The sequence below is a fragment of the Coleofasciculus sp. G3-WIS-01 genome, assembly GCF_040223135.1.
Lineage (GTDB): Bacteria > Cyanobacteriota > Cyanobacteriia > Cyanobacteriales > Coleofasciculaceae > Coleofasciculus.
This window is the reverse complement of sequence record NZ_JAVJZI010000265.1, coordinates 1-11,701: the sequence shown is the minus strand read 5'-3', so window position 1 is coordinate 11,701 and position 11,701 is coordinate 1. Positions and strand designations below refer to the sequence as shown.

The window sequence follows — 11,701 nt, the reverse complement described above, 5'->3', positions numbered from 1 at the left end:
ACCCGCCCCTACGAATGATTATTTATCAATTTGCTGTTGAATATCTGGAAGGAAAATGATTCTATCATCAACTATTAATCCAGGGCGGGTTTTGTTGATAGGTTAGCGGTAAATGCCAAAATTAAATACCATTACCCGCCCCTACGAATGATTATTTATCATTTTGATTTTGAATATCTGGAAGTAAAATGATTATATTATCAACCTTTAATCCAGGGATAGTTTTGTTTCTAGGTTAGCGGTAAATGCCAAAATTAAATCCCATTACCCGCCCCTACAATTATGTAACGGTTTTATAATAAATAGTTAACCTAAGGTGGGTATTTAATTGTTCTGGCGAATTTGAAGTTGGATAATCAAGATCCGACGATTAATCGGTTGCTGGTGCAAGTGTTTGAACAGGTGATTGATATTTATTTAAAGCCAGAGTTGACGAAGTTGACGGCAACGGAACGGAAGTTTCAATTGGATTTATCGGGGTGTTATATTAATGGGATTACCCTGGCGAATTTAAGTTTAACTCCAGCGAATTTGAGTGAGGCGCACCTGGAACGGGCGGTATTTCGGCAGACGCAACTCATCGGGGCGAGGCTGCAAAAGGCGAATTTGACGTATAGTTATATGGAAGCGGTGAATTTGGATCAGGCGAATCTGAAGGAGGCGGTGTTTAGTGATTATCACAACCGCAGTAAGTCTGATCCTAAAACTAAACTTATTCATTCTAGTTTTAATCAGGCAAATTTGATATCGGTGCAATTGAAACGGTCTACTGTTGTGAATACGACGTTTCGGGAGGCAAGGTTACAGGAAATTCATCTAGATGGGGCGAATTTGAGCGGGGTTTCTTTTGTCCGGGCGAATCTGAATACGGCGTTTTTTAAGGGGGCAAATTTGGAACGGGTGGATTTTGCTGAGGCGGATTTACAGAAGGCGAAGTTTCAATGGGCGGTATTTGATGAGGCGACGCTGGAGAGTATTGCTAGGAATCCGAGTTGGATGAAGGCTGATTTTGATGATGATATCACGCAACGGTTGAAGGATAGGATGCTAACGGTGGGGCAGAGTTGAGAAGATGGCATTGATAGGTTATTTCCCCAGGTTTTCCTGACGAATCCTTAACAATGCCACCTTCAGCGCGATTATTTTCGCACGTTTTGCTGTTTGTCCCCAGGTTGCCCTGACGACTTTAGCGTTGTGTCTATTATATCGTTGGGTTTGTTGTTTGTTGTTTGTTGTCGGGGAACCTTAGCCCTCGTTTGTAGTTGGGGAACCTTAGTCTTATAATTTGTGCAGTGAACCCCAAATTAACCTTTAATTGGGTTGGGTAGAGGATATCGCAAAATTCAATAGGTTTATTTGATAGAGGAAAGGTAGGGGCACGGCATTGCCGTGCCCTTTTTTTGTCTGATTTTCAGGTTACAGGGTGTTTACCCTGTTTACATTCAACTTGTTTTCCCAGCGAGTGGGAACTCCTGACCATGACAAAGGTTGTGGTGTGGATCACCTGGTGTTTACATTCAACTTGTTTTCCCAGCGAGTGGGAACTAACAGATGAGCAGTCAAACCCGGCGGCTACAGTTATGGTTTACATTCAACTTGTTTTCCCAGCGAGTGGGAACCCTACATGGTAGGAAAAGCCAGGTATAGCATCAGAAAAGGTTTACATTCAACTTGTTTTCCCAGCGAGTGGGAACAGTTCGCTCAGGGAGCCTTACGGAGACTGGGTTTCAGCCGCCGAATCGACACCACTGATAAAATTATACGCCATCTGTCCAAAAATCGGAACCAACACATTCCTCAAACCCTTTCTCTGTAAGGCATCGACACCACTCCACGAAAACTATAGGGTTTCAGCGATTTAGCGACTGGTGTCGATTGGTCGATTTCGCCGCTATCTTATTCACTTTTCAAGGTTCAGTTAGATTAGCGTTTGATCGAGATTATACCATTAATCGCCAGCCGGAGGAAACCGGGTCATCCAGTTATTGATCATTTGGGACGATTTATGCCTGAATTGTTGATGATGAGGGCGGGTTTTGTTGAAAGGTTATCGGTAGGGGACGAAATTAAATCCCTAAACCCGCCCCTACAATTGACTTGAATTAAATCGGGCGCACGTCGGTATTTTATTGGGCGCACGTCGGTGCGCCCCTACGTTTTTTGTGGCGGTTCGGTTTGAGTCAGTTGTGCGATCGCCTTTTCTAATTTATCCTGAATTGGGGAGATTAAACTGGCGGTATCTAAGGCGGTGAATGGGGAATCGGGTTCAGCGATAAAGTTTAGACAGCCTAAGACTCTGGCTTCCCAAGCTATTCGGTTATCGGTATCCCAAGCATCAAATACGTCTTGTTCCGATAAGCCAAACAGTTGATGGAAATACTGATTCCGTTTGTCAAATGTCACCTCGCCAAACCGCCAAATATCGTTATCATTCTCTGCGTCAATGGTGCAGCAATAGTCTAAGAAACGATAAAGCTGTTTTCCGAACAGGTTAAAGCGATTTTTATTAGAAAACTCAATATAAGGAGCGCCATATTTATTGAATTGGATTTTATCCTTATACTTGGCATCGGCAAACAAGCGAATTAAACCCTCCACCGCCCGAAAACTATGAAAAAACGCTTCAACCGTATTTCCTTGCTCAAGTCGTACTACTCCTAAATACGCTGCTTCATACCCTGTCCACCACCAGTTACACTTCTGAGTGCGTTCCTGAACCTTTTGCACCAATTGACTATCAGGATACTGTAACACCGTCTTAGTAAACTGATCAAACTTCGCCGAATTCCAGAGAATCGCCGCGTCTAATAAAATTGCTACGTCTGAGGTTAAATAGGGAGCCAGTATCGCTTTCACACCGGAATAATCATAGCGTTCTAGTAATGTTTTTGCCTCTTGTTGGCGAATCCCGCGTAGGTAGGTTGAGCAAGGGAGAATTTGAGTTAATGTTTCATCCCATTCACTACAGACTAAAAATTTAACCCCTTCTCCAAACCGTAATAAGGTTTCAAATTGAACCGCTGAAGAAATGGCTGGAGTGCTGGCTTGATGACTGACATAAATTGTTTTACTCTCGGCTTCCTGATTCTCCGGTTCCTCCAACTGGAGAGAACCTAATTTTTCCCGTACTAGGGTTAAAACATAATCCCAATCATCTAATCCTGGATCATTTGATTTCGGCGCTAGGTTAATCCATTCACAGGGGGTGTTAGGAAACTTATCCGCCGCCTGAAAATATCGGGCTAAAATGGGCTGTAATTTATGGGTATCTTGCCAATAGGGACAGGTGATTTTGCGCTGGGTGTAATTATCGGAGAAAATCTGGGATTGATCGGTTAATAGGACGATAATTTGATCTAATTGATCGGTTTCTGCTTTTAACCGTTCCACAAATGTATCTAACAGGGGAAAAGTTAAATACGACCAAATCTGTTCCTGTATCTGGGGGGAATGATACTGATAAACCGTTCCCAATACCCTCGGTTCGATCCGATAAAGTTGATTGACATAATTATAGGTTTGCTTGAGTTCAAATTTAATATCATGGCATTCGTCGAGAATATCATCATCATACCAATCAGTCCACTTTTTATTACTGTACTGGTTTTTACTTCGTCCCTTTTCTTTACTAATGTTGTCACTGTCTAATTGCACATCACTACTGCCAATCGTCACTATCCAAATTGCCATTATTTCTTTCCTCCCCACAGTAATTCAAATCCCTCTGGCTTTTGCTGAAGAAACGCGACAAACTGCTTAAATTCCGGTGACTCGTCCGGAAACAGGGTTAACAACTCAATAAACCGATTCGTCGATATCGGTTCAAGTTTTCCCTCTTTCTTAATCCAGAGGCGTTTCGGTGGGTACATTCGATGCCACAAGCGACCAATTTGACCTAGTTCTCCGGTTACCGATGTCCGTCTAATACTTTTATCCGTTTCGCCGCGAACAATACCTTTTTGATAGGGTTTATGTAACCAATCAATCTCCACACATTCATCCCGATTTTTTGCCCATCGTCCCCACACTTGGACGCGAGAGGGATGCCAGGATTCGCGCCAATTGGCAGGAGGATGATTAGGATTGGGGAGTTTTCCTTGTAATTTCATCCAGGTTTTCGCTGTGTCTAAGACAGAATTAATAAACTTGCTGATTGTTTTAGGACTCCGGACGCGAAAGGCATTTTTGCGGTCAATTTCTCCCGCCCATTGCCAATGACAACCAATTAACTTTTCATACTCATCATCGGGATAAAATAAGCGATGATCCGCCCGTCGCCAAGACTTGCCAAATCCACCAAATACCATAGCAAACCAAATTAAATCCGTGACGAGGTTTTGTAAAGCGGCGTGTTGATCATCAGGGAGGGGGCGAGTTAATGACCAAATCATCTCTCCTTCCACGTTATAGGTGGGCTGTTCATACCCATTTTGACCAAACGTCCCTAACCGTAACTCCTCGGTTTCAAACCCTAATTTTAAGAGTCCGACGGTTCCCTTTCCTTGCACGCCACCAAACAATTGTTCCACTAAGGCTTCCACTGTTTTGGCATTGGTTAACCCCCCAAATAGGCGTAACGCATGACCCCGTAAACTGGCGCGAAAGATAGTGGGACGAAATTCTCCAGTTCCATCAATTAACTTAGCCGCTTGTCCTTGTCCTTTGACCCGAACCTGATATAAAATTGAGGTTGAATCTGTCTCAACTTGTCCATGTCCCGCACTAACTCGGGTTCCTAAACCCGCCGCGATCGCGTCGTGCCAAATCTGCCAGATTTCTTGCCATTGTTCGGTAGATAGGGGTTTACTACTAGAGATACCAAATCGTAAGCTTGGTTGAACTAAAGACACTAACGCATAAGCACTTTCTCCTCTTAATAGATTCTTCCCTCTAGTATTTGGGGTTTTCACTTGCCATCCTTGCTGGGGATGGACTAAATCGACTAAGTTTTCTGTCCAATCATTAATCGGATAAGCGCCTTGAAAGCGGAGGATTCCTGGGGTGATATTAGTTTCATCGCCACAGTAAAGATTGCAGCGATTCGGGGGAATTGTTCCTGCTTGTTCGGCTTGTTCACAGGCTTGGCGGAATGCCCCTTTCATGCTACTACCGGGATAAAAGGGAATGCCATAACCCCCAATAACGGGGCGAATCATACCATCATCTTGTCCGCCATTGGTGACGAATCGCCAGCGGATTTGATAGGTTTGGGTTTGGTAGGTGTCGCTTTGACTATCGTCTTGATTGGTGAGGGGAATAAATTCGGCTTTTTCAATCCATTCTTCCGCCCAATATTGGACATCTTGTTTTTCCTTATGGGGGTCAATGTAGTGGAGTTGGCTGCGTCCCCTGATTTGGGCGCGGAACATCATTGGGACTTTTTTGTAGGCGTTGGGGATGGGGTTCATGATTTGGTCGAGTGGCGTTTTACCTGATGGGGGAAATCGTAGGGGCGCACCGACGTACACCATAAAAATGCGCGGTTGATTCTATACTAGACTAACATTGGTTCACCCTCTTCCCCTAACCCCTTCTCCATCCCCCCTAACCCCCCTTTGAAAGGGGGGAAGGGAGAAGGGGAACCGGAATAATTGATGATAAAAAATATAGCTTACTTTGTTTTCTTGCTCCCTTCTCCCGTGCAACAAAAGCGAAGCAACATCTGGCTTCCCCCTTTTTAAGGGAAGAGGGGGATATTAAAGGGGAACCGGAATAATTGATGATAAAAAATATAGCTTACTTTGTTTTCTTGCTCCCCTCTCCCCAGGGTGGGAGAGGGGTTGGGGGTGAGGGGGAATATTGCTAATGTTAACAACGATAACTGATGTGTAAAATGTACAATTGATTCCCCAAATTTAGCGTTATCCATGGTGCGTTACGATTGATAATTTTGGGACGGATACGTTATCTTTAATTTACTTGCTAATTTTGTATCGTTGTGTCCACCAAACAATGCAATCACACAGTTGAGTTAAAACCGCGATCGCGACTCGTTGATCCTCAATAGAGAGTTGCCATAATTTCTCGGACATGGCTTGAATTTCGTCTACTTGGTTAGGATTTACCGGGTCATTGGGAATGATTACTCCGGCTTTTTTTATCAGGTTGTGTAATGCCTCCCAGGTGTCTTTCCAATATTGGGACTTGCTGTCTTCTCTCCCTTGCAGTCGCAAATGTTCTCCCCAAAATCGTTCTAATCCATAGGCTACCGCTAGCCGCATTTTGTGGGATTGATTTAGGGATTGGGGGTCACGTCTACGGGCGTCTAGGACTAATTTTTGGGCGATGTGATCCAGTTCGTAAGCTTGCCAAGCCATAGTTGATTTGTCCTTCGTCTTATGTCATTTGTATTATGTCATTTGTCGGGGGTTTGATACTGAATGAATACCCGACATCGACCAAATCCAATTGATTCTAATCCGCCAAAATATAATTCTAAGCATCTCTCCTCCTTAAAGGGTTTCCACCCGGTTCTCTTCTGGGCGATGGGAAAGACTAAGACGCTGGCTTCGGGTAAGGCTTCTACATTGAAGAAATTCTCGACTTTTTTCATCTCATCTAAGAGTTTTACCCGACTTTGACGATATAATGCCATATCATGCACCATGGCGATATCGTTATCGCTGAGAACGACTAATTTGTTTTTATCTAACTGGCTTGCCGGTGGAATCCAAGGCGATAAATCTTCGTCATTTTCTAACTCAACGAAGCCTAAATTAAAGAAGAGAACTTGACCGCGCCCTGCTATTTGTCTCCCTTTTAGCCCGTTCCCGGCGATGTAGGGTTCGGGAACATCAGCGTTAATATTGGTGATGTCTTGATATCGTCTGAGTAACCAGGGACAGGTTACCCAAACCACAGGTTGACCGGGACAAAATACAGGTAACCAGACAAGAGAGGCGTATTCAAATTTAACTAAGGCTTCTGTGGTGCTATTATCGTCTCCTCCCTGTACGGTTTGCCCATACCAGTAATTATCATTAATTGAATTCGGAACCGTCAGGTTTTTTGCCTGCGCCTGTTGTTCTAACCAGACTAATCGCGGAATTGTCTTTTTGATACCCTTAATTGTGACTTCAACCTCTGACACCTCCGCATCAGGAATCTCTACATCCGCCGCCTTGAGGTGTGACTCTAACCATTCTTGACGTTTGAGTCGCATATCTGCCCGAAATCGTCCCCGAATCGAACTTCCAGGAATGATTCCGGTTTGGGTAAATTGATCTCGAAAAATTAGATTCAAATTCCCCATTTCTTCGCCAGCAGTTGCGCCGACATGGAGGGGGGCGAGGGTTTTAATTATGCCGTAGCCTTGGTGGTACATGGGGGTAATCCTTTGATATCAATGGGTAAACATAAGCCACATCCTAGATGCTTGAGGGGGAATCCTTCTTTGGGAAACCATTCATCAGGAAAATCCCACCAGGTCAGATTTAGGGGGTGTTTGAACACGTAGACGCTTCCCGGAGGAACGGCGTAGCGTCCCCGACTTAAGCGTCCCGTTTTACTCGAATCATAGTCCTGTTTCTTGGCGTCTTTGGGGTGGGATTCACCGATACGATAACGGTAAAATCGGTCTATCGGTGAGCATTTTTAGTCCCTGATGGGGAAAGCTGGGATGGTGAGGATAGCGATAGGAGAGTTTATTTGACCCCCAAACGCCCGGATTAATCAGGGCAAAGGCATGTTGAATCTTTTGGCGCAAGAGTTTATTGATTTTGTGGGTTTCTGAGAGGGTATGCGTCTGAATATCGACTAAATGTCCTTCCCCGCCCAACCGATACCAGCCGCTAGGGAGTTCATAGTTTGCCAGGTAGATTAAGCAATAGTTTTGATTCAGTTGTACGGCATTTTCTAAGAAGAGTCCATCTTGGTTAACGACGTGACGTTCTTGCTGTTTCAGTTGCGGATGTAAAAAGGGGATAAACTCCCAGGGGGCTGTCTTAACGGCTTGACGTTCTCTAAGTTCGTCGGCGGGTAAGTTCCAGCTATAAATCGATTGCCAGGTATAATCGGGATTGAGGTCTTTGTTATCCCGATGCCATCGATACTGACCGAGAATCCAGTTGGTTTCATCGGTGTCACGGGCTGCTGATGAGGGGATTTTTTTCTTGACAAAATACCATTCATCGTCCTCTTTTTCGGCGACGACTTGATGCCAAGGAATCGGCACATAAAAGTCTTTGGGGTCATTCCGTTCTGCCCAAAAAGCACCCGCGACAACCAGAGTATTGCTTAAGTCTTTATGATTGGTAAACTGATGTTCTTGATTAGCATGAAAAAATAATCCCGCCATCGTCGCCGCATCCGGGGGGAATTTTGTTCCCGATCGCCCGACGAGGTTCTCTGGTGATAAAAAGGCACCAGCACTACCATACATGAAGCCTAATGGCTTGACGGCGATTAAGTATTTGAAGGAGTTGTCTGACATAATTGCCACCCCACTTGAATCAAGTCGTTAATCCAATTAACGATAACGATATTGGTGTTATCGCCAGCAATATCACTCCATTTATTCTCCTGGTTGAAGGTTTCTCCCGCCTGATTAAAATACAGGTCAAAAATCGCCAAGGCGATATTTTTGCGAATCGGCATTCCTTGCATTTCCTTTAAGCGAATCCCATGACGGGCTTTTAACTGCGCCCAATCGCTATAAATATGGTTCCAATTGGGTTCCTCTCCCCAGGATTTGCCATCGCGATCGCGATACTGGGTGAGAATGGGTAAATAGTCCCAGGGACAAGTCCATTGGACATATTGACCACTATTAAACACCACCCGAATCGTCACGCGATCGCGTCCTTGATTTTTTGCCCGTTGTTCGGCTTCTCGACAATGTTGTAAAATATCTCGTTGGGGAACTTTATGTCCTGCCCAAACGAAGCCCACACTACAGGTAAAGTCCAGATTAAGCTGGTGTTTAATCTGCTGTTGTTGCTGTTGCCAATGCTGTTCTAAGGTTAATAACCACTGCAAGGCTTCAATCGGTTTAACCTTTTCCGGTGGCGTGGCGGGTTCGGATTCGGGGCTGTATAAAACACCGAGAAAGTCATCGCCTCCGGCATAAATGACTCGTCCTTTTCCCTGGGGAAATAAGTCAGATTTTTTCTGAAAGTCTTGTCCCCATTCTCGGATTAAATGGGTAAATTGTTGGAGATTCGTTGCATCAGGAGGGAGATTTTCCATGGTCACGTCTCTATCAGGTTCATCAGGGCGACTTGCCAGATGTTTTAATTTATCGCCCACTTTATCACCATCCCCCATAAACCAACCCGTCCAATATCCGGGGTTGCGAATAATATCTTTAAATTCGGGGTCATCGGGTTTGGCTTTGAGTCTATCGAGTCCAATTGTATCGGCGAGTTTATCGTAGGTAACTAAACGCTTCACTAATTCCGGAATACTTAACCGTTCATTCGGGGCAATATAGCGACCAATTTGATCAGGTTGGGATTGTCGTTCTCTCAATTCTGCCAGAGATAGACTCGATTGTCCCACCCGATAATCCGGATTATCCAGTAGCCAAGACAAGCGACGATAAAATAGTTCCATCTCCTCCCGTTCCGATGGGCTGAGTGTATGACCCGGATTAGAATTAAACTTGCCCAATTGATGCCACGCGATCGCATCAGTTCCGGTTAAACTAGAACTTTCCCCCATCCAGTTAATCGCAATCCAATCACGCTTGAGTTTGCGGGTTTCCAAGTCATCCATCGCCGCTTGTACGGAGTCACCATAACCCCAAAACACTTCCCAGGTATAACTTCCCCAGCGTTCCCATTCTCCCTTCTGATGTCCTTTATCGGCTTCCGTTTGTGACCAGCAATACTGATTTTTGGGGATACCTAGGTTATCTTCGATCCACTCTCGGCAAATCGTGAGTATCCTTTGCCATTCGGTTAATAGAGTAGTTTTGACTAAATTGCGGTCAAATTTCCCTTGTACCAGAATCCGATTCGGCATTCCTTTGGCGACATGGGGTAATCCGGGGGAGATCACCGTGAAGTTTAAGGATTCTGCCTTTTGCACCAGTTTAGAACTTAAAAAGGATAAAATCAGCGATGAGCCATACAAGTCTCGCAATTTGCGGGATTTTTCGATAAAGCCTTGTACGGGGGCAAAGCTGGCGGCGGTGTAGTCAGACACGATGAATTTCCTTGAGGTTGGGGTGTCTAGACTGTACTGTAGCAATTGTTCGGGATGTGAGACTAGTGCAAGAAGGCAGGATTGATGGGAGTTTTTGGAGTCTCACAAGGGTAGTGGACTGACACAGCTAAAATTGTGGAATAGATTTGACCTTTAAACCGGGCGCAAGCCTTGCGCCCCTACAATGCTAATCCACCAATTAAGGTGTGCCACGCCAGTAGGTTTTTTAAGATTGGGGTTTAGGTATGGACAGGTAGGGGCACGGCATTGCCGTGCCCTTAAGATTTCGATGAATTGAATCCCCTCTTACTTAGCAGCAAGAGGGGAATGGTTTCGATTCAACTTGTTTTCCCAGCGAGTGGGAAACACTCTCTTTCCCATAAGCGCAGGAAGAGCGTACTAGCGTTTCCATTCAACTTGTTTTCCCAGCGAGTGGGAAACCCTGAAGCTTGAAAGCCCCTACAGCCATGCATTCTAACGCAGATTTTGACGGCTGACATTTTCAGGTTCATTTCAGCCCCGCTTATTGACACTAAATTGCAATTACTCAAAAACTTAAAACGCTAAAACCATTGCTATGCAAACTTTCTAGCGATTTTGACGGCTGACCCGGTTTTTCGCCCTCCCTTTCAGCCGTCAAAATTTCGCCAACGGGTATCAAATTGCTGAGACATTGACCAACTTATAGATTAGGGTATGAGAAAGGAGAGCGCGATCGCAACCTCCCCCTGTTCCCAGACGTAGCATACTACATCTCTACTATCGCTCAATCGCCTGTTGCAACCTAGCCTTATTAACCGAATAGGATAGAGTCTCCAGCGTTTCCAGATTTTGAGCCAACCATTCCTCCACCGTCGCCGCCAGCTTACCAGACAGACAATCCCGCCAAGCCTGACGCTGTACAGAATGGGCATCCTGCTTACACCATTGTGCGATCGCGTCAGACAGCGTTTCTATTTTATCCGGTAAAGGTTTAATTAACTCCGCCAACTCCGCTAAATCTTGAGCCGAAAAAAGCGAACGGCGATGATTTAACAGTTCAATAAACGCAGCCACATTATCTTCAGAAAATGACTGGGTTGCTAGTTGAACAACATTCAAGGGTAAATCTAATCCCTCTGCAATCATCTCCAAACTCGCACCCAACTGCATCATCCGAGGGATAGCCTCTAACTTGGTTTTGAGTTTGCCTCGTTGTTCACCTCGTTGTTCACCTTCTACTAACCCTTCTTGTTTCCCTTCTATTAACCCTTCTTGTTTCCCTTCTATTAACCCTTCTTGTTTGGCTTCCTGATAAACTTTAGTGTTTCTGAGATCACTTAATCCTAACATGGCTTGTATCTCCTCTCGGCTTTTTTGCGGTAACTTGTAAACAATGATAGTTTCTATTAAATCAATCAAGTCACGTTTAGTCGTCTCATCCGTTATCTGAACTTGAGCTTGTTCAATCAAACGCCTTGCCTGTTCTGGGGCTGTCTGTTCCCGCTCAATCACTAGCTTAACAATATTCACCCCAACAGAAGCCGACGCTTCATCTCCTAACTCATCCAAGTAT

Annotated in this window: 8 protein-coding genes; 1 reads left to right on the top strand and 7 read right to left on the bottom strand. The window is 44.8% G+C overall.

Going from position 1 to position 11,701, the window contains the following annotated elements:
- Positions 1 to 348 precede the first annotated feature (348 nt).
- A complete protein-coding gene (locus tag RIM23_RS28405; protein ID WP_446371538.1) occupies positions 349 to 1,068 on the top strand; it encodes a pentapeptide repeat-containing protein in 720 nt (239 codons plus the stop codon).
- Positions 1,069 to 2,151: 1,083 nt separating this feature from the next.
- Here the strand turns inward: RIM23_RS28405 and RIM23_RS28400 are convergent.
- The 7 genes from RIM23_RS28400 to RIM23_RS28370 all read right to left on the bottom strand — a co-directional run.
- Positions 2,152 to 3,690, bottom strand: a complete 1,539-nt coding sequence (locus RIM23_RS28400) for a hypothetical protein (RefSeq protein WP_446371536.1) — start codon at positions 3,688 to 3,690, stop codon at positions 2,152 to 2,154.
- Complete coding sequence (locus RIM23_RS28395) at positions 3,690 to 5,408, bottom strand: RAMP superfamily protein (RefSeq protein ID WP_446371540.1); 1,719 nt, start codon at positions 5,406 to 5,408, stop codon at positions 3,690 to 3,692. The genes RIM23_RS28400 and RIM23_RS28395 overlap by 1 nt, the downstream gene beginning before the upstream one ends.
- A 507-nt stretch (positions 5,409 to 5,915) precedes the next feature.
- A complete protein-coding gene (locus tag RIM23_RS28390) occupies positions 5,916 to 6,317 on the bottom strand; it encodes a hypothetical protein (RefSeq protein WP_446371534.1) in 402 nt (133 codons plus the stop codon).
- 38 nt (positions 6,318 to 6,355) lie between these two features.
- Positions 6,356 to 7,324: an RAMP superfamily CRISPR-associated protein gene (locus tag RIM23_RS28385; protein WP_446371532.1), complete on the bottom strand. Its 969-nt coding sequence runs from the start codon at positions 7,322 to 7,324 to the stop codon at positions 6,356 to 6,358.
- 225 nt (positions 7,325 to 7,549) lie between these two features.
- Positions 7,550 to 8,431 (bottom strand): type III-B CRISPR module-associated Cmr3 family protein, encoded by an 882-nt coding sequence (locus RIM23_RS28380; RefSeq protein ID WP_446371530.1) that lies wholly within the window; start codon positions 8,429 to 8,431, stop codon positions 7,550 to 7,552.
- On the bottom strand, positions 8,404 to 10,146 hold the full coding sequence (locus RIM23_RS28375) for a Cas10/Cmr2 second palm domain-containing protein (protein WP_446371528.1): 1,743 nt from the start codon (positions 10,144 to 10,146) through the stop codon (positions 8,404 to 8,406). Before RIM23_RS28375 ends, RIM23_RS28380 begins: the two co-directional genes overlap by 28 nt.
- Positions 10,147 to 10,905: 759 nt before the next feature.
- The coding region (locus tag RIM23_RS28370; RefSeq protein ID WP_446371526.1) for a DUF2887 domain-containing protein at positions 10,906 to 11,701 on the bottom strand (796 nt) is incomplete at its 5' end.

Bases quoted from the DNA above. Each gene is read 5' to 3' on its own strand.
- RIM23_RS28390 (WP_446371534.1), bottom strand. From the start codon at position 6,317: ATGGCTTGGCAAGCTTACGAACTGGATCACATCGCCCAAAAATTAGTC.
- RIM23_RS28395 (WP_446371540.1), bottom strand. From the start codon at position 5,408: ATGAACCCCATCCCCAACGCCTACAAAAAAGTCCCAATGATGTTCCGC.
- RIM23_RS28380 (WP_446371530.1), bottom strand. From the start codon at position 8,431: ATGTCAGACAACTCCTTCAAATACTTAATCGCCGTCAAGCCATTAGGC.
- RIM23_RS28400 (WP_446371536.1), bottom strand. From the start codon at position 3,690: ATGGCAATTTGGATAGTGACGATTGGCAGTAGTGATGTGCAATTAGAC.
- RIM23_RS28385 (WP_446371532.1), bottom strand. From the start codon at position 7,324: ATGTACCACCAAGGCTACGGCATAATTAAAACCCTCGCCCCCCTCCAT.